The 16,131-nt window shown below is 55.6% G+C and carries 17 protein-coding genes; 6 read left to right on the forward strand and 11 right to left on the reverse strand.

Features of this window, described 5'->3' with window-relative positions; genetic code table 11:
• Window positions 1-37: 37 nt before the first annotated feature.
• The 4 genes from ACN28R_RS06490 to ACN28R_RS06505 all read right to left on the reverse strand — a co-directional run bounded on the left by ACN28R_RS06490 (window position 38) and on the right by ACN28R_RS06505 (window position 4,855).
• Window positions 38-1,690: an alpha,alpha-trehalase gene (locus tag ACN28R_RS06490; protein ID WP_095833962.1), complete on the reverse strand. Its 1,653-nt coding sequence runs from the start codon at window positions 1,688-1,690 to the stop codon at window positions 38-40.
• Window positions 1,691-1,997: 307 nt separating this feature from the next.
• Entirely contained in the window at window positions 1,998-3,422 is a 1,425-nt protein-coding gene (gene otsA / locus ACN28R_RS06495) for an alpha,alpha-trehalose-phosphate synthase (RefSeq protein ID WP_048638659.1), read from the reverse strand.
• The gene (gene otsB / locus ACN28R_RS06500) at window positions 3,419-4,210 is read right to left on the reverse strand and encodes a trehalose-phosphatase (protein WP_095835748.1); all 792 of its coding nucleotides are present in this window, start codon (window positions 4,208-4,210) and stop codon (window positions 3,419-3,421) included. Before otsB ends, otsA begins: the two co-directional genes overlap by 4 nt.
• Before the next feature lie 495 nt (window positions 4,211-4,705).
• Window positions 4,706-4,855, reverse strand: coding sequence for a hypothetical protein (locus tag ACN28R_RS06505; protein WP_156186759.1), 150 nt, complete (start codon window positions 4,853-4,855; stop codon window positions 4,706-4,708).
• Between the two features lie 259 nt (window positions 4,856-5,114).
• On the opposite strand from ACN28R_RS06505, the gene ACN28R_RS06510 reads away from it, so the two are divergent.
• Window positions 5,115-5,747 carry a TetR/AcrR family transcriptional regulator gene (locus tag ACN28R_RS06510; RefSeq protein WP_095833963.1) on the forward strand — a complete coding sequence of 211 codons (633 nt, stop codon included), beginning with the start codon at window positions 5,115-5,117 and terminating at the stop codon, window positions 5,745-5,747.
• A 46-nt stretch (window positions 5,748-5,793) separates the two neighbouring features.
• Here the strand turns inward: ACN28R_RS06510 and ACN28R_RS06515 are convergent, their stop codons facing one another.
• The 3 genes from ACN28R_RS06515 to ACN28R_RS06525 form a co-directional block, all read right to left on the reverse strand.
• Complete coding sequence (locus ACN28R_RS06515; RefSeq protein ID WP_095833964.1) at window positions 5,794-6,639, reverse strand: AraC family transcriptional regulator; 846 nt, start codon at window positions 6,637-6,639, stop codon at window positions 5,794-5,796.
• Between the two features lie 30 nt (window positions 6,640-6,669).
• Entirely contained in the window at window positions 6,670-7,296 is a 627-nt protein-coding gene (locus ACN28R_RS06520; protein WP_095833965.1) for a YbhB/YbcL family Raf kinase inhibitor-like protein, read from the reverse strand.
• A gap of 321 nt (window positions 7,297-7,617) precedes the next feature.
• Window positions 7,618-8,685 carry an SDR family oxidoreductase gene (locus ACN28R_RS06525; RefSeq protein ID WP_048638679.1) on the reverse strand — a complete coding sequence of 356 codons (1,068 nt, stop codon included), beginning with the start codon at window positions 8,683-8,685 and terminating at the stop codon, window positions 7,618-7,620.
• A 92-nt stretch (window positions 8,686-8,777) separates the two neighbouring features.
• Here ACN28R_RS06525 and ACN28R_RS06530 point away from each other — a divergent pair, with 92 nt between their 5' ends.
• The gene (locus ACN28R_RS06530; protein WP_236840194.1) at window positions 8,778-9,716 is read left to right on the forward strand and encodes a LysR family transcriptional regulator; all 939 of its coding nucleotides are present in this window, start codon (window positions 8,778-8,780) and stop codon (window positions 9,714-9,716) included.
• An 81-nt stretch (window positions 9,717-9,797) separates the two neighbouring features.
• Here ACN28R_RS06530 and ACN28R_RS06535 read toward each other — a convergent pair whose 3' ends face one another.
• Entirely contained in the window at window positions 9,798-9,995 is a 198-nt protein-coding gene (locus ACN28R_RS06535) for a hypothetical protein (protein ID WP_145957965.1), read from the reverse strand.
• Window positions 9,996-10,007: 12 nt separating this feature from the next.
• On the opposite strand from ACN28R_RS06535, the gene ACN28R_RS06540 reads away from it, so the two are divergent.
• Window positions 10,008-10,166: an SDR family NAD(P)-dependent oxidoreductase gene (locus ACN28R_RS06540; protein ID WP_095833966.1), complete on the forward strand. Its 159-nt coding sequence runs from the start codon at window positions 10,008-10,010 to the stop codon at window positions 10,164-10,166.
• Between the two features lie 99 nt (window positions 10,167-10,265).
• On the forward strand, window positions 10,266-11,060 hold the full coding sequence (locus ACN28R_RS06545; protein ID WP_095833967.1) for an SDR family NAD(P)-dependent oxidoreductase: 795 nt from the start codon (window positions 10,266-10,268) through the stop codon (window positions 11,058-11,060).
• A gap of 105 nt (window positions 11,061-11,165) precedes the next feature.
• Here ACN28R_RS06545 and ACN28R_RS06550 read toward each other — a convergent pair whose 3' ends face one another.
• Complete coding sequence (locus ACN28R_RS06550; RefSeq protein WP_048638681.1) at window positions 11,166-11,921, reverse strand: GntR family transcriptional regulator; 756 nt, start codon at window positions 11,919-11,921, stop codon at window positions 11,166-11,168.
• A gap of 445 nt (window positions 11,922-12,366) precedes the next feature.
• Between ACN28R_RS06550 and ACN28R_RS06555 the strand changes: the two genes are divergently transcribed.
• Both ACN28R_RS06555 and ACN28R_RS06560 read left to right on the forward strand, forming a co-directional pair.
• Entirely contained in the window at window positions 12,367-13,749 is a 1,383-nt protein-coding gene (locus ACN28R_RS06555) for a cation:dicarboxylate symporter family transporter (RefSeq protein ID WP_095833968.1), read from the forward strand.
• 325 nt (window positions 13,750-14,074) lie between these two features.
• Complete coding sequence (locus ACN28R_RS06560; RefSeq protein ID WP_095833969.1) at window positions 14,075-15,298, forward strand: MFS transporter; 1,224 nt, start codon at window positions 14,075-14,077, stop codon at window positions 15,296-15,298.
• Between the two features lie 35 nt (window positions 15,299-15,333).
• On the opposite strand, the gene ACN28R_RS06565 is transcribed toward ACN28R_RS06560, so the two are convergent.
• Entirely contained in the window at window positions 15,334-15,639 is a 306-nt protein-coding gene (locus tag ACN28R_RS06565) for a DUF2149 domain-containing protein (protein WP_095833970.1), read from the reverse strand.
• A complete protein-coding gene (locus tag ACN28R_RS06570; RefSeq protein ID WP_095833971.1) occupies window positions 15,639-16,124 on the reverse strand; it encodes a MotA/TolQ/ExbB proton channel family protein in 486 nt (161 codons plus the stop codon). The genes ACN28R_RS06565 and ACN28R_RS06570 overlap by 1 nt, the downstream gene beginning before the upstream one ends.
• Window positions 16,125-16,131: the final 7 nt, after the last annotated feature.

The following is a 16,131-nucleotide window of genomic DNA, read 5'->3' on the forward strand; positions in this document are numbered from 1 at the left end:
CTATACCCGGCAGACTTCAAGCTGCATGTGTGTTGCTTTAGAAATTCTCTCCGTAAAGGCCAATCAGCCTGCGCACTACGCCGTTCGTCCAGCCAAAACCATCCTGAAGCGGGTATTCACCCCCTCTGCCTTCGCGCGGCGTACCGCCGGCGATATGGTATTTTTCAATCAGCTTATGGTGTTGCCGGTAAAAAAGATTCACCGTTGTTAGCCAGTTGCGGGCGATTTCATCGCCAAGCGCATCATGGCCGTACATTTTAAAGCCTTGAATGGCCATCCATTGCAGCGGCGCCCAGCCGTTGGGTTTATCCCATTGTTCGCCGCTTTCATATTCGGTGGTCATCAGTCCTCCCGGAGTCAGCAGGCGTGCGCGCACCGCTTCCGCCAGCCTGTCGGCCTGTTCGTGGGTGGCGAGTCCCACATAGAGCGGTACGATGCTGGCGGCGGAAAAGAGCGCCATCTGCTGGCGATGCCAGTCATAATCACGAAAACAGCCTTCCTCTTCATCCCACAAATAGCGGGTAACGGCCGCGCGCCGGTCTTCCGCCTTTTGCCGAAATAGCGTCTCCGTTTCTTTATCGCCTTTTAACACAGAAATATTGGCGATGGCGCTCTCCAACTTGTAAAGAAACGCGTTGAGATCCACCGGGATAAACTGCGTGGTGCGAATACTGGCGAGGCGATTTACATCACGCAACCAGCGTGATGAATAGTCCCACCCTGAGGCGGCGCCGGCCCGCAGATCCCGGTAAACCTCATTGGCCGGACGGGTGGAGTGTTTCGCGGTTTCCACATCTTCCAGCCAGGACTCATCGCGCGGGGTGTCCCTGTCATCCCAGTAGCGATTCAACAGCGTACCGTCCGGCATCCGCACCACGTGGCGATAGGCCTGATTAAGCGAAAGCGATTCGGCGCCGTCCATCCAGAAAGCATACTCTTGCAACAGATGATCCAGATAACGCCGGGCTCCGCGTACGCCGTCTTCTTCAAACAGTTCCACCATCAGTGCGAATACCGGCGGCTGCGAACGGCTGAGATAATAAGTGCGATTGCCATTGGGAATGTGCCCGTAGGTTTCAATCATCCAGGCGAAATTATCCGCCATACAGCGCAGCAGATCGTTGCGTCCGCTTTCCGCCAACCCCAGCATGGTGAAGTAGGAGTCCCAATAGTAGGTTTCGCTGAAGCGTCCGCCCGGCACAATATAGGCCTGCGGCAGCGCTAACAGCGACGACCACGGAATGTGGTCCTGGGGTTCACGCGTCAGCACGCCCCATAGATTATCGATATGCTCTTTAAGGGAGCTCTGCGGATTGGAGACGTAACCGTGGTTATCGTTTTCCGGCAGCCAGAAATGTTCTTCAATAAACTGTTTCAGGTCAAAACCGGGTTTATTTTTCACTCGCCGGTAGCGAATGAGAATATCCAGCGGATCAATTTTTGGCGCGCAGTCGGGGAACGTTTTACTGTCGTCAAAAATACGCGAAGACTGGACGCGTTCAAACAATTCCAGATAGCGATCGGCGGGCGTTAACGCATCGGAAGGCGGCAGCCCTTCGATCATTTCCGGCTCCGGCTCCGCTTCCAGCATGATATCCGGTGTTAGTTCGAGGGGGTCAAGCTCGTATTGGCGATTTTTATCGATGTCAAACTTCACTGATTCAGCAACGTGTAATTTCGAATTTAACATGTGCTACAAACCTCAGCATTGCGTCGTAAAAATACGGGATATGATCCAGGTTGATTTCTCTCTATTAAGTGTAGACATTCGCTTCATCACTTACAGTAAAAAACGTGCCATCCATCACATTTTCATCTAGCACAAGAAATGAAGAGATTATATAACTAATTATTTATATTAATAAAAATAACAAATCCGCATGAATGCGCCAAACCGTAATTTGGCGTATTTCATTTGCAACGTTTTATGAATAGCGCCCCGGTTGACGGGGCCGATTAAAAGGGGATGACGATGTCGCTTGAAGCGCGAGACGGCGTTATAAGGTCGCCGCTTTGACGACGGCGCTGTGCTCGGCGCTATGTGGCTGGATGGCCTGCAAGTCTTTCAGGTAACTGTCGCACCAGTGCGCGATATCATTTTTGCGCAGTAGCGCCATCATGTCGTTGTAGCGGGAAATCCGCTCGGCTCGCGGCATGGTCAGCGCTTTATCCAACGCCGCCGCCACCTCATCGCGATCGTAAGGGTTGACGATAAGCGCGGCGGTCAGCTCATTGGCCGCGCCGGCGAATCGCGATAGCACCAGTACGCCGGGATCGTCAGGATCTTGCGCCGCCACATACTCTTTCGCCACCAGGTTCATGCCATCGCGTAGCGGCGTGACCAGGCCGACATCCGTCAGACGAAATATTTTCATCAGTAACCGGCGGTCGAAATGTTGGTTGAGATAGTAGAGCGGCGTGCTGTTCAACGTTCCGTATTTGCCGTTGATCCGTCCGACTTCCATCTCCAACTGATGGCGGATATCTTGATAAGCCTGAACATCCCCGCGCGAGGTGGGGGCGATTTGCGAATAGCGAACCTTGCCGCGATGTTGCGGAAAGTTCTCCAGCAGGGCTTCATACGCCAGGAAACGTTCCGGCAGGCCCTTGGTATAATCCAGCCGCTCGCAGGAAATAATATTCTGCGCATCGCCCAGTTCGCGTTTCATCGCGGCCATTTTGGGCGGCAGCGGCCCTTCCGCCATTTCCTGAATGCTGTCCGGCGCGATGCCTATCGGATAAACTTCCGTCATGAAAGTATGGCCGAAAGCGCGATGGGTTTTTGCCCCGATCGGCTGCAGTGCGGTCAGTTGCCCCAGGTTGTCGAGAAACGCCATCCGGTCGTTTTCCGTTTGGAACCCGAGCAGATCGTATTCGCACAACATTTTCAGCAGATCTTCATGGGTGGGCAGCGCATTGAAAATTTCCGGCGTAGGGAAAGGAATATGCAGGAAGAATCCGATGCGGTTATTCACGCCTAATTTGCGCAACGCGGCGGCAAACGGCAGTAAATGATAGTCATGGATCCACAGAATATCGTCCGGTTTAATCAACGGCTGCAAGCGTTTTGCCAGCAGTTCGTTGACCCGACGATAGCCTTCCCAGGCTTCACGCTGAAACTGCACCAGATCGATTCGATAATGAAACGCAGGCCAGATGACGGCATTGGAAAACTGACAGTAATAAAGATCGTAGTCGTTTTGATTGAGCGGAACGGAGGCATAAGTGATGCCGTCATTTTCCAGCAAATTCAGATCATCCTCATCTTCACCGGATATTTCACTTATCTCTCCGCTCCAGCCAAACCACAATCCCCCGGTAGTTTTCAATGCATCCAGAATACCTACGGCCAATCCGCCTGCGCTAGACTTCGATTTATCGGGAATAGCGATGCGGTTAGATACGATAACCAGACGACTCATAACCTTAACTCCTTACCGACGTTATCTTGCTTTAGTTGTAATAGTAATTGTTCAAGCCAGCGATAAACGTCCGCTACCTGCCTGAGGCGGTAGCGGGCGTGGCCTGAACCGTCTCCAACCTTAACGGAAATGCCTTGCATGGCGTTCACAGCCAGAAATCCTTGCTCATCCGTCAGGTCGTCTCCAACAAAAACCGGAATGCGCCCGCTGAAAGGCGCTTCCCGCATGAAGGCGCCGATCGCCGCGCCTTTATCCGTTCCTCGCGGCTTTATCTCTACCACGCACTTGCCGGGCTGTAGCGTCAGTTGAGGAAACTGCGCCACGGCGGATTCCGCCAGCTTCAGTATCTGCGGCTGATACGGCATTGCCTGGCGATAGTGTAGGGCGAAGGCCATGCCTTTGGCTTCCAGCAAGGTGCCTGGCATGGCGCTCATACCTTGTTCCAGCATTTGCCGCAGAGGCGCCGCCACTTCCGCAGGCAGCGTGACGCGATGCACGTTACCCTCGCCGTCGCGCCGTTCGGCGCCGTGTACGCCTGCCAACGGCAGCTTGAGCGGCGCGATCAGTTTATCAAGTTGTTCGATAGGGCGGCCCGATACCAGCGCCAGCGCGCCGCGGCATGCCGCTGATAGCGCCTGCAAGTTGGCGAGGACGGCGGAAGGAATGGTAACGGTGTCCGGCTCCGGCTGAATTTCCGCCAGGGTGCCGTCGACATCGAAAAAGAAGGCGTATCGCCCGCCGTCGAGTTCGGGGAGGGGCTCGGTGTCTGCCGGGTTGTCTGTTGCCATGATGGTCAAACGGGTTCTCCTGTCTGCATAGTGTTCGTACTGCACTGCGTCACACGCTACATGGCGTTAGGCGACCAGTCTGTCGTCGCGGTGCCACTGCGGGCGCGTCAAGTGAAGTTCTAGAATCGCAATCGCGCGAGGAGTGTCTGATGTCACGGTAAAGAGGGGATATGCAGCAACTGAAATAACATGAACATGCAGCGAATGGGTAGGATAAAATCGCTGATAGCACGTTCTACAACCGAATAAATATAACCCAATAACCACAACCCGACTGTGAACATCATTGCAATTCATTGTAGCCGTTGCTGGATGTTTGTCCAGATTCTCGGCCTTTCTCATCGCAGCCGGTGACATTCCCAGTCGTTTTTTATCTCTCCATAATGCCGGTAGCGGGTTGGGTTGGCGTTTAACATTATCATAGAGATACAGCCTGCGCCGGATGAAAAAAATAGCCGTGAAGCAATTCATTTATTGCTTCACGGCGCCAGGAAGTTAATGCCAGCGATCGTGTGAGCGATGGGTTTCATGCCAGCGTTTATCGTCCTTATGATGGCGGTCCGGGTTATTATGTTTGCCCACGACAATGCAGCCACTGAGCAAGAAAACGGAAAGCAGGCAAACGGTGGCGACGAGCTTTTTCATAATCATTTCCTTCTTTTTGTCAGGCTTTTTTATTGGGTGAACATGTTATTGAGTGAACATGAAATGCAACGCTGATTGCATTTATTTAAAACTAAACTGTGTAGTATAGTTTATGGGTTTGCTAATGAAAATCAACGGACATAGCAAGAGAAATGAATAATTAGGAATATTCCTTTTGTTACAAATGCAATGACATAATTTATGCTTTTAAATGAATTGATTATGTTGTACGGAATCTGGGTAAACCCAAAGAGGCGGCATGAGAACATTGACTGAAGAACGGCGGCAGGCCTTTATTACCGCGGCCGCACAGCTTTTCCAGGAAATCGGCTATGAGCGCGCGTCAATGAATGAGGTCGCGAAGCGGGTTGGCGGCTCCAAGGCGACGCTTTATAACTATTTCACCTCGAAAGAAGAATTATTTGAATCGGTCGTGCGTACCTACAGTGCCGGCTTTCTGGCGGATGCCGCCGCTGAACTGACGAAACCCGGCAGTGAAGCTCTTTCTATTGAACAAAAGCTCACCCGCTTCGGCGAGCGCATGCTCCAGGTTCTTACCGGCGACAATCAGGCGCTGCAAATTTATCGTGTTGTGGTGGGCGAGGCCGGACATTCAGATATCGGGATCCTGTTTCGCGAGTCCGGCATCCGGCAAAGTATGGAAACGCTTGCCCAGGTGATGGATGATGCCGTGCAGAAAGAGGAACTGATCGAAGGCGAGCCGATGCTGCGCGCAATGCAGTTTACCGCGTTGGTTAAAGCGGAAACCGATGTGCTGATCTATCAGCGTGAACTGCCGCATTTTACGCCGGCGCAAATCCGGCGGATGGTCGAAAACGGCGTCCGGCTGTTCCTCAATGGTGCGGCGGCGAAAGCGGGGAGTAAGAAATAATCATAGGCGGCCAGGCCCGTAGCGACGGATTTTGTTTTCCGGTCGGTCAGCGGATATCGACGGGAGAGCAGCCGAATCGTTGTTTAAAACGCAATGAGAAGCGGGAAGCGGCGCGATAACCGCAGGCATCGGCGATTTGAGAAAGGCTCCAGCGCGTAGTTTGCAGCAGGGTCATCGCGTGATGCATGCGGATATCTTGTAGTATCGTGCGAAATTGAGTCTGTTCCTCCGCTAAGCGCCGTCTTAGCGTCGCTTCGCTCATTCCAAGCCGCCGGCCTGCATGCGCCGCCGTCCAGGCGAACTCCGGCGAGGCGGCCAACAGTGCGGTCAGCCGGCTGCCGAGAGGTTCCGAGGCGCGCGGCATAAAGATGAACCCGCGCTCGGCCAGCGCAATCAGTACGCCGCTTAAACGATGTTTCTGCACCGAGTAACTTGACGACTCGGCGTTAAGTCCGCGCAAGCAATAATCCAGCGTGTCTTGCAACTCGCCGTCCAGCGCCAGCGCTTTAAAGCCGGTAAACGGCGCTAGCGTGGTAAAGAGTTGCGCCTGATCGCGATAAAATTCGGCAATGAGTTCGCAAGAAAAGCTTAGGTATAGAGACTGAAAGGAACCCGTCGCCGGATCGGGCGTTTTAGCGATGTCGGCCAGCGTTTGCGGGGCAACCAGTATGAGCTGCTTTGCGTTATCCAATTGCAGGGATGAATCCCGATCGCGGCGGAGGTGCAATCGTCCTGCTTTTACCAGTAGCAGCGTTGCATCAAAAAAACGAAAATCCGCGACCTGGTGCGGGTGTCGCAGATAAGGTTGCGCCATCGAATAGAGCCGGCAGCGAGCCGCCGGCAACCCAGAAGGCGTCAGAGGGTTGGCGACATCATGGATGTCATGCTTCATCGGCTTTCCCGCCAAACGAAATAAATGTGGTTAGCCTACGTTGGGATTGAGGCTGTATGTACCGGTCAAGCTCGCTTCCGCCAGAATATGGCCGGCGATAGCCGATAATACCGCCGGACCGTCGAATTTTCCTTGCAGATCCAACCGCGGAATATCAAGCGCATAGAGCGTAAAGGTGTAGTCATGCGCAATGGCATCGTTCCACGGCGGACAGGGGCCGTCGTAACCGTAGTAATCGCCGCTCATCTGCTCATCGTTTTTGAACCATGCCGTGTAGTCATTAATGCCATGGCGCATTCCCGCTTCCGCAGGCAACGGCGGTTTTCCTTGCGCAGTGATGCCGTCGCTGTGGCTGCCGGCGGCAATCTCATGGATCTGCGCGGGAATATCTATCAGCGCCCAGTGGAAAAAATTAACGCGAGGCAATGATGCCGCAACCTCTTTTCCTTCCTGATTAACATTATCAAGGCTGCTCGGCGCGTGCGGATCCAGGCATATTAATACAAATGATTGCGTTTCGGCCGGAGCGTCGCTCCAGGCCAGGTGCGGGTTTTTATTGCTGGATAACGCCAGATGCTTATCCGGATCCTGAATGGCGAAAGCAAACTCGCCGGGAATGGGCGCACCCGGTTTAAAACTTTGGCTGGTCAATTTCATTGAAAAATCCCTCATGGGTTAGAAAAGCGGCGTTTGCGCGATGCCAGGCGACGGCGTTCGGCCCCTCGGCAATGTTCTTTGAGTATAAAGCGTTACTTCGTCAGGCAACTAACTTATCCAGTCATATTGATCACCTATTCCATCAAAATGATGTGAAGAGTGATTCACGAGCCGATAAAGCGCTCGCCATGGCAATGGCGGATCTCGCCGGGAGGTGAGGAGGAAGATGGGAGGGCGTTATTGACGATGCGGCGATAAACGCCCTGCGCGGAACATCGCTAGCGCCGATGCTCCGCCTTTTTAGCTCCGCGCCGTCAGGCTTCAGGCTGGGATGAGGCGTTCCGCCTTCAGCCGTTCGAACAGGTCGAAAAACGCATCAGGCGTGCTCTGGTAATTGAGGAATCCGGCCTTGCGGCTTTTCGTCATATCTGTCACGACTTCCATCGGGCGTCCGAGATCGGCATCCGTGTGCCACCACGACGCCAACTGTTCAATGCGCGGCTCCCGCAGTTGATGCTGCGCCGCGATATCGGCCCATTGACGCGCGGCGTCCTGCATCCGGCCTTCCAGCGGACGCTCCGTACCGTCGAACGGCGCGGCCTCGATGCCGAAGTAGTCGGCCAACTGCGACCACATCGATTTCCAGCGAAAAATGTCGCCGTTCACCACGTTGAAATCCTGGTTTTTCGCCTGCTCGCTGGTCGACGCCCACTCCAGATGCCGCGCGAGCAGACGCGCATCGGTCATGTCCGTGAGGCCGTTCCACTGCGCCGCCGATCCAGGGAAGACGAAGGGTTGATTGGCGTATTTGCATAGCGTGGCGTAAACGGCCAGCGTCTGGCCCATGTTCATCGCGTTGCCGAGCGCGAACCCGATAACCGTATGCGGGCGATGCACGCTCCAGGTGAAGCGGTAGCGGTCGGCCGCTTCGAAAAGCCGGTCTTCCTGCTCGTAGTAGAAATTTTCCACCGGCTGGCGGCCCTGTTCCTCGCGAAACGGCGTGATCGGCACGGCCCCCGACGCATAGGCTTCGAAAGGACCGAGGTAGTGTTTCAGGCCGGTTACCAACGCCGCGTGCTTGAGCGTCGACGCGCGTCCGAGCGGTTCGAGGACGTTGCGGACCATGGCGCCGTTGACGCGGATATTCTCCTTTTCGGTTGCCTGTCTCGACCACACGGTGAGGAACACATGGCTGATGTCCAGCCCCGCCACCGCGCTGGCGACGGACTCGCTATCCGTAAGGTCGGCGATAACCGGATGGCAGCCCGGCACAACGGCGCTACGCCCGCGCGACAAGCCGTGAACCGTCCAGCCGAGTGAGAGAAGATGTTCCGTCAGCGCGCTGCCGATGATACCGCTGGCGCCGACAATAAGTGCTTTATTGCTCATGCATAGCTCCCATTCTGGATCATGTGGACTTCATACTATGCAGACATCATACTTAAGATAATATTTCCAACTCATGATAAGTTTTCCGCAAATTGAAGAATATAATTCATCAATTGCCGGTCGCTTTTCCTACCGAGCGGCTCAAAGGCATCGTCCCGTTTGTCTGCGCGGCTGACGCCGGCAGCTTCACCGCGGCCGCGCAACAGCTGAATCTCACCAGTTCCGCCGTCAGTAAAAGCGTTGCCCGGCTTGAGCGTCGTCTGGGCGTTGCGCTGTTCGAGCGAACGACACGCAGTCTGAAACTCACTGACGCCGGGCGCGCCTACTATGAAACCTGCGCTAAGATCCTTGAGGAGCTTACCGAAGCGGAGGCAACGCTCGCGGCGCAAATACGAGAACCGATGGGCACCATACGGGTGGCTTTGCCCGCATCGTTTGGGCGGATCTGCGTGATGCCGGTACTACTGCGCTTTTCCGCCTTATATCCGGATATTCGTCCTTACCTGACGTTTTCCGATCGTTTCGTCGACTTTGCCGAGGAGGGCATCGATCTGGCCGTGCGCATCGGCGGTCCGCCGAACTTTCCGCCCACGCTGATACAGCGCTGCCTCGGCAACGAGCGGCTGATTTTCTGCGCCGCGCCGAGCTATCTGGAACGATGCGGCACGCCGGCAACGATTGATCAATTGCAGGAGCATGATTGCGTTGCCTACGGGCGAACCGACGGTACAGCGGCCCCTTGGCTGTATGCGTCTGGCAACGGTGACGTCGGTCAATGTTTCGTGCGGCCGCGTATTGTCGCCGGCGATGCCGAAGCCCAGCTTGCTTACGTGCGGGAAGGGCTGGGCATCGCCCAGCTTGCGACCTGGCTGGTACAGGATGATTTGCGCGCCGGGAGCCTTGTGGAGGTGGCGGCGGAACTGGCGACCGACGGACTGCCGCTTCATCTGCTTTGGCCGATTGCGCGGCAGTTGACGCCGAAAGTCAACGTTCTGGCGCAGCTACTTGAGGCCCAACTGCGTATTCGGTGAAAAATAGCCCGCGCGGACTTCGACTAATATTAAGCAAATGAACGTTTAACCGTTGTTGAAAATTAGCCTGGCGTTTACTGATTACGGCAGCGCTACGCTTGCGCAAGGGACAACGCAGCACAACTTCCCCGTTGGGCGATGTTCAAAGGCGATAGGTGCTGCAAGTCCATGGAGTGAGTTTGTCGGAATATTATCAATATAATGGAAATAGTCATTCTCGATTTTTTCTATTTTAACCACATAGAACATCGGCAAAAATGATTTTTCATTCTTTTTCATGAGGCAGAAATCATGGGTACAAGACTCTCTGAGCAAAAAGTTCTGGTCGTCGGCGGCAGTTCAGGATTGGGGTTAGCCATTGCCAAGGCGTTTGCCGAGGAAGGGGCCGATGTCACGATCGCCTCACGCAATCAGGCCAAACTGGACGCGGCGGCGGCCGATGTTGCGTAAACGATCTGAGTCGCCGGCGCGCAATCCCATATCACGCGCAAACGCGGCCGAACGCCGAGGCGTTCCCGCCGCTTGATGATTAACAAGGAGTATCCGCATATGAAAATCGATCTATCCGGCAAAACCGCATTGGTTACCGCTTCCACGGCAGGCATCGGACTGGCGATAGCCCAGGGTCTGGCTGAAAGCGGCGCCAGCGTATTGCTCAACGGCCGCAGCGCCGACAGCGTAGCCAGAGCGAAAGATAAACTGCTCGCTTTATATCCGCACGTCCAGGTCAGCGGCATCGCCGCCGATTTGGGCACAAACGACGGCGTGGAAAAGCTGACCGCCGCATTGCCCGATATCGATATTCTGGTCAATAACGCGGGCATCTACGGCCCACAGGATTTTTTCGCTACCGACGACGCCACCTGGGAGCGCTATTGGCAGACCAATGTGATGTCCGGCGTCCGTCTGGCGCGCGCGTTACTGCCGGCCATGGTGGATAAAGGCTGGGGCAGAGTGGTGTTTATCTCATCGGAATCGGCGCGCAATATTCCGGCCGATATGATCCATTATGGCGTCACCAAGACCGCGCAATTGGCGCTTTCCCGCGGGCTGGCTAAGCGCGTGGCCGGCAGCGGCGTGACGGTGAATAGCGTATTGCCGGGGCCGACCCTTTCCGATGGTTTCGCCGACATGATGGCGGAAGAGGCGGCGCGTACCGGCAAGTCGCTGGAGACGCTGGGGCGTGAATTCGTTATGACCAACCGTCCCAGCTCTGTCATCCAGCGTGCGGCCTCGGTCGAGGAAGTGGCCAACATGGTGGTTTATGTCTGTTCGCCGCTGGCTTCGGCCACTTCCGGCGCCGCGCTGCGCGTGGACGGCGGCGTGATTGACGATATTGTCTGATTAGGCGTCGCGCATATGAACGAGGACGGGCAAACCGCCGCTGGAACGACCGACGCGTGAACGTGTGTTGTGACCAGTCCCGGTCCCGTCATCCGGCGAGCGGCTTCATTTCTCTTCCTCTGCGCTGGGAGCTGCGTCCGACCGTTTAAGCTGTAGCACCACGGAAAAACGCTCTTCCGGATGCACCGTCACCGAAATTTCAAATGCCCGGCCCGTCGCATCAAGATAATGCCGTACCACCTTCAGCGCGGCGGCGCCGGTTTTCAACTGCAGCGCTTTCGCCATCGCGCCATCCGTCACGGTGCAGGCGCAGATCTCCTGGCGGATTCCCGCCACGCGGCGGCCAAAACGGTTTTCGATCAGGGAACAGACCAGCGTGTCCGACTGCTGATGTACATCAGCTACGATTTCCGCATAGTCCGGTTCGATATAGATGTCAGTCCAGCCGATCGGCATGCGACCGCCATCCTGAAGGTACAGGCTTGAAATACGTAACCACAGCGTATCCGGGGTGCAAGACAGCGTCCTGGCCAGCGGGCCGTTAACCTGAACGGGGCCAACATTCTGCACCACACGAATGTGCTCCTTGCCGAACTGAACCAGATCGTCAAGCGACGCCGGCGTTGGCTGAAAATCGTTGCGTACCCGCGTGGCCGTAACGCGCGTGCCGACATTTTTTCGGCGCGAAACCAGACCGAGCAGTTGCAGCTCATTAAGGGCGGCGCGCACGGTGTGGCGGCTGGTGCCGTAAAGTTCACACAGTTGAAGTTCGGTAGGCAACAGCGACCCCAGAGGAAAGAATCCCTGCGTGATACCGTCCATTAACTGGCGCACTAGCTGGATGTAATTGAGCTTGCCCATCTATATGACCGTTACTCCACTTAAAATAATTATAAAACCAGGCTAACACGCGATTCGTCACAGAATGCGATATTGGCTACTGTTCGGTAACAGAAAAACACATTACTTTTAAAATGTCCGAACATATTGGTGCTTATAAGTTCGGACATATAAGGTGAGTATCTTTGATGGCTCCGCATCTGGTGGTCCTCTGTTTATTCATTTTTATTATAAAAGCTGAGGTTCATTATGTCAGCTGGCTTCATTGGTAACTCATATTATTCGTGTAATGCCTTCGGCGCCGTCAGGAAGCGACTCTCTTTTTCAGTGTCGCACGCATCCTGAACGGCATCGACAACGGGGGCGCTCTGGTCTATGTCAAGGGTGGCCCGGTTCCTCAGCAAACCGCCGAGGTCATCACTCGCACAATATCCATACGCGGATATTCGTGGCGGAGGCTAACGTAATGAATATTTCACCAGTCACTCAAGGAGCGGCCAGACGGACACCGTGGTATCGGCGTCTGGGTACTCAGGTTTTCATTTCACTTATTCTGGGGATTGCAACAGGCCTCATTTTTCCGTTATTCGCCACACAATTCAAGCTGCTGGGCGACATGTTCCTGAATCTGATCAAGGCAGGCGTCGCGCCGCTGGTTTTTCTGACCATCGTTCACGGTATTGCCTCCGCGGGCGACGCCCGCAGTGCCGGACGCATAGCCTGGCGCGCCTTCGTCTACTTCGAAGTGGTATCGACCTTTGCGCTGATCCTGGGACTGATGGCGGGCAATATCATCAAAATAGGCAGCGGCATGTCGCCGCAGGAAGGCGGCGCTCCCGCGCTGGATATCCAACCCAACGCCACGCCGGGTTTCGCCGAATTTCTGATCCACATCGTGCCCGACAATTTCATCGGCGCTTTTGCCAAAGGGGAACTGCTGCAGGTCGTGGTTCTGGCTGTAATGGTGGGTATCGGTATCCTTGCCATCCCCACCGAGCGACGAAATCTGGTCAACAATAGTCTGGATATGATCTCCGAAATACTGTTTGCTTTTATCAATCTGGTGATGAAACTCGCGCCGCTGGGCACCTTCGGCGCGGTCGCATACTCGGTGGGAAGCAACGGTTCGACCGTATTGCTCGCGCTGGCGGAACTGGTGCTGGTGTTTTACGCGGTGATTGCGCTTTTCGTCATCCTTGGGATGGGGCTGATTGCGCGCCTGGCCGGGTTCAGCATATGGCGTTTTCTGCGCTATATAAAGGACGAGCTTATCATCGTTCTAGGCACCGCCTCCTCAGAAAGCGTGCTGCCCCGACTGTTGATCAAGCTTGAACGCCTAGGTTGCGCTAAACAGACCGTGGGCCTGGTATTGCCGACCGGCTACGCCTTTAACCTCGATGGCACATCCATCTTTATGTCAATGGGCGTCATGTTCATCTCTCATGCCTACGGCGTTCCGCTATCGCTGGAAACCCAGGTCGGCATCTTGTTGCTGATGCTGCTGACGTCCAAAGGGGCTGCGACGGTTTCAGGCGGCTCATTCGTGGTATTCGCCGCCACCGTGACCTCAACCGGCATCCTGCCCGTTGAGGGGCTGGCGCTGATTTTCGGCGTCTATCGCTTTATGTCCATGGCGATCGCCACCTGCAACACCGTCGGCAACAGCGTGGCCACCGTGGTGGTCGCCAAATGGTCAGGGACTTTCGACGCCGGTCAGGCCGAGCGGCACCTCTACCCGGAGCGCTATCCTGAAACGGCGCAGGAAGACGAAGATCTGGATAACCGCGCGATGCTGCCCGAACATCAGGCGTTGGAGTCAAAGTCGGAGTCGTCGGCGCGGCGGCCTTGACCGGTGCGGCAGGTGGATTGTTTATTTTCTTCGCATCAAACTGGCCGCAAGCAACAGATGATTTCGCGAGCAGGTAATAATGTCGTTCCGTCCGTCATAAAATAGCCGATGAAAAGATCCGTCCAGGCGCTGGCGGTCTGCGCCGGAACCGGATTTTACATCAGTTGGGCGAGCGGATGATCGGCGGCGGAATAGATTGAAACATCAACGTACCGATAGGGGAATGAGGGCCGGGCGTTGTACACAAAGAACGCAAAGTGGCATTACAACCCGCGCAGATGCGATATAATGCCCGAACCTTCACCTTAACATCATAAAGATCATCATGATTTTGTCTCAGGTTCGGCAAGGCGCTTTCTCACGCAATAAATTGTTGTTGATATGCGGAACTGGGTGGCTGTTCGATGCGATGGACGTAGGGCTATTGTCCTTCATTTTAGCCGCTCTGAAACAGGATTGGGGGCTGACGGCCGCGCAGATGGGGCTGATTGGCAGCGTAAACTCCATCGGCATGGCGGTCGGCGCCTTTATCTTCGGCCTCTATGCCGATAGAAAAGGGCGCAAGGCGGCCTTCATGCTTACGCTGCTGATGTTCAGCGTCGCCAGCGGGCTGAGCGCGTTTGCCTGGGGGCTGGGCAGTTTGCTGGTACTGCGTTTTTTCATCGGCATGGGACTGGGCGGCGAATTGCCGGTGGCCTCGACGCTCGTCAGCGAGAGCGTCGCGCCCGAAGTGCGCGGACGCGTCGTCGTGCTGCTGGAAAGTTTCTGGGCCGTGGGTTGGCTGCTGGCGGCGCTGATCGCCTATTTCCTTATTCCATTGCCCAGCGTCGGCTGGCGCGGCGCGATGCTTCTGTGCGCGTTGCCGGCGTTCTACGCGCTTTATCTGCGTTTCAGGCTGCCGGATTCGCCGCATTATCTCCATCTGAGCCAGCAAGACAAAGAATCATCGTTCCTCAGCAAAATCGCGGCGCTGTGGACCAAAGAGTACCGCCGCCGCAGCCTTATGCTGTGGATTGTGTGGTTCTGCGTGGTCTTTTCCTATTACGGCATGTTCCTGTGGCTGCCCAGCGTCATGATGATGAAGGGCTTCGATCTGGTAAAAAGTTTCGGCTATGTTCTGATGATGACCGTCGCCCAACTGCCGGGATATTTTTCGGTGGCCTGGCTGATTGAACGGGTAGGGCGGCGGTGGGTACTGGCCGTCTATCTGCTGGGAACGCTGGTCAGCGCCTATTTCTTCGGTATCGCCGAATCCGGCGCCCAGTTGCTGCTGTACGGTTCTTTGCTCTCCTTCTTTAACCTGGGCGCCTGGGGCGCGTTATATGCCTATACGCCGGAACAATACCCCACCCGGATAAGAACCACCGGGGCCGGCGTCGCCGCCGCTATCGGACGCATCGGCGGGATCTTCGGGCCGTTGATGGTGGGATATCTGGTTTCGGCCGGCGTACCCATCGGCGGTATCTTCTCACTGTTCAGCATAGCGATTCTGCTGGCGGTGCTGGCGATCGCCATTTTGGGGAAAGAAACCAAGCAGATTGCGTTGTAACCGCTCCAGAGTCGTGGGCGCCGTTCGTCGGGTGATTACTTTTCCGGTACGTAGATCATGCGTCCGTCATCGAGTCGGTAGGTGACTCCCGCTCTGGCGCCTTTCCCCTGACCGACTTCGCCGCTGGATTCGTAGCGCGTCAGTTCTTGTCCATCCTTGATGGTGATGCGCATATCTGCTTCACCCGCGTTTTCGATGACGACAACCTTGTTTTGGGCGTAGGGATTGAGCGGATTCTGCGCGATGACCACCATCAGAATACCGATGATGACCAGAAACAAATCGATCAGATTGACGACCGAGAGCATCGGGTCGTTATCATCGTCGTCCAAGAAACGCATCAGGCTTGTTCCTCCTGCAGTTGCTCCAGTTGGCGCATATCCTGCAACAACCAGCGCCGGCGAATGGTCAGGATAAAGAAACAGATGCTCGCCGCCAGCAATGCAAGGATCACCGACGAAAAAGCGGCCACCATGTTTTTGCCGACGGCGGCGGCGTCATTGTTGCCGAGCGCCAGCAGTGCGGGGCCCATCGGGATCATGGTGGCGATCAGGCCCAGCATGGGGGCGGTGCGCGAGATGATGCGTAGCCATTCCAGCCGCCGCATGATCCACAGTTCCAGATCGTCGCTGGCGGCGCCTTGCCGCGCATAGGCAAACAGCGCGCGCGGGTAGGTGTTTCGTCGGCGCTGCCAGGCCTCTACGGCAAAAGCGCCGAGCATCACCAGCGCGTAGGCCAGCGCGGCGGCGATCAGCGCCATTACCGGCGCCAGAAAAACGCGTGAGACGGCATAAAGTAACGTTTCGATTTCAGCAAATATGATCATGGCACTC

It is taken from the genome of Brenneria goodwinii (assembly GCF_002291445.1).
In the GTDB taxonomy this organism is placed as follows: Bacteria; Pseudomonadota; Gammaproteobacteria; order Enterobacterales; family Enterobacteriaceae; genus Brenneria; species Brenneria goodwinii.

Coding starts and splice junctions, on each gene's coding strand:
- ACN28R_RS06490 (WP_095833962.1), bottom strand. CDS start 1,690: ATGTTAAATTCGAAATTACACGTTGCTGAATCAGTGAAGTTTGACATC.
- otsA (WP_048638659.1), bottom strand. CDS start 3,422: ATGAGTCGTCTGGTTATCGTATCTAACCGCATCGCTATTCCCGATAAA.
- otsB (WP_095835748.1), bottom strand. CDS start 4,210: ATGGCAACAGACAACCCGGCAGACACCGAGCCCCTCCCCGAACTCGAC.
- ACN28R_RS06505 (WP_156186759.1), bottom strand. CDS start 4,855: ATGAAAAAGCTCGTCGCCACCGTTTGCCTGCTTTCCGTTTTCTTGCTC.
- ACN28R_RS06510 (WP_095833963.1), top strand. CDS start 5,115: ATGAGAACATTGACTGAAGAACGGCGGCAGGCCTTTATTACCGCGGCC.
- ACN28R_RS06515 (WP_095833964.1), bottom strand. CDS start 6,639: ATGAAGCATGACATCCATGATGTCGCCAACCCTCTGACGCCTTCTGGG.
- ACN28R_RS06520 (WP_095833965.1), bottom strand. CDS start 7,296: ATGAAATTGACCAGCCAAAGTTTTAAACCGGGTGCGCCCATTCCCGGC.
- ACN28R_RS06525 (WP_048638679.1), bottom strand. CDS start 8,685: ATGAGCAATAAAGCACTTATTGTCGGCGCCAGCGGTATCATCGGCAGC.
- ACN28R_RS06535 (WP_145957965.1), bottom strand. CDS start 9,995: ATGAAAAAGAATGAAAAATCATTTTTGCCGATGTTCTATGTGGTTAAA.
- ACN28R_RS06540 (WP_095833966.1), top strand. CDS start 10,008: ATGGGTACAAGACTCTCTGAGCAAAAAGTTCTGGTCGTCGGCGGCAGT.
- ACN28R_RS06545 (WP_095833967.1), top strand. CDS start 10,266: ATGAAAATCGATCTATCCGGCAAAACCGCATTGGTTACCGCTTCCACG.
- ACN28R_RS06550 (WP_048638681.1), bottom strand. CDS start 11,921: ATGGGCAAGCTCAATTACATCCAGCTAGTGCGCCAGTTAATGGACGGT.
- ACN28R_RS06555 (WP_095833968.1), top strand. CDS start 12,367: ATGAATATTTCACCAGTCACTCAAGGAGCGGCCAGACGGACACCGTGG.
- ACN28R_RS06560 (WP_095833969.1), top strand. CDS start 14,075: ATGATTTTGTCTCAGGTTCGGCAAGGCGCTTTCTCACGCAATAAATTG.
- ACN28R_RS06565 (WP_095833970.1), bottom strand. CDS start 15,639: ATGCGTTTCTTGGACGACGATGATAACGACCCGATGCTCTCGGTCGTC.
- ACN28R_RS06570 (WP_095833971.1), bottom strand. CDS start 16,124: ATGATCATATTTGCTGAAATCGAAACGTTACTTTATGCCGTCTCACGC.